Here is a 418-nt window from a genome sequence, read left to right on the forward strand (position 1 = left end):
TGAACGGCGTCGTCGTCGGGTTCGGCTTCACCACCGTGATCGCCGCGGTCACCGGCGAGGCACCGGGGGCCGACGCCGGGGTCACCGAGGTCCAGGTCGCCCCGGCGTCGACGGTGTACTCGTAGCCGCTGAGGGCCGGATTCCCCAGGTCCGCCGGCGGGGTGAAGGACAGGGTCGCACCGTTCCAGGTCGCCGTGGCGCTCAGGGCGGTCGTTGCACCCGGCTTGCGCGGGGGTTCGATCCAGGTCGGCGTGAAGGTCGCCGTGTTGGAGGGATCGCTCGCGCCGACGGTGTTTGTCTTGGCCCGCACCTCGACCGCGAACGGCGTCGTCGTCGGGTTCGGCTTCACCACCGTGATCGCCGCGGTCACCGGCGAGGCACCGGGGGCCGACGCCGGGGTCACCGAGGTCCAGGTCGT

At 72.5% G+C, this 418-nt stretch carries 1 protein-coding gene; it reads left to right on the forward strand.

Annotated features, from left to right (window positions below; translation table 11 throughout):
- Nucleotides 1-161: 161 nt before the first annotated feature.
- A partial coding sequence (locus tag WH85_RS52635; protein WP_211275667.1) for a hypothetical protein occupies nucleotides 162-418 on the forward strand: 257 nt, incomplete at its 3' end.

The sequence above is a fragment of the Actinoplanes rectilineatus genome (assembly GCF_000962825.1).
In the GTDB taxonomy this organism is placed as follows: domain Bacteria; phylum Actinomycetota; class Actinomycetes; order Mycobacteriales; family Micromonosporaceae; genus Actinoplanes; species Actinoplanes rectilineatus.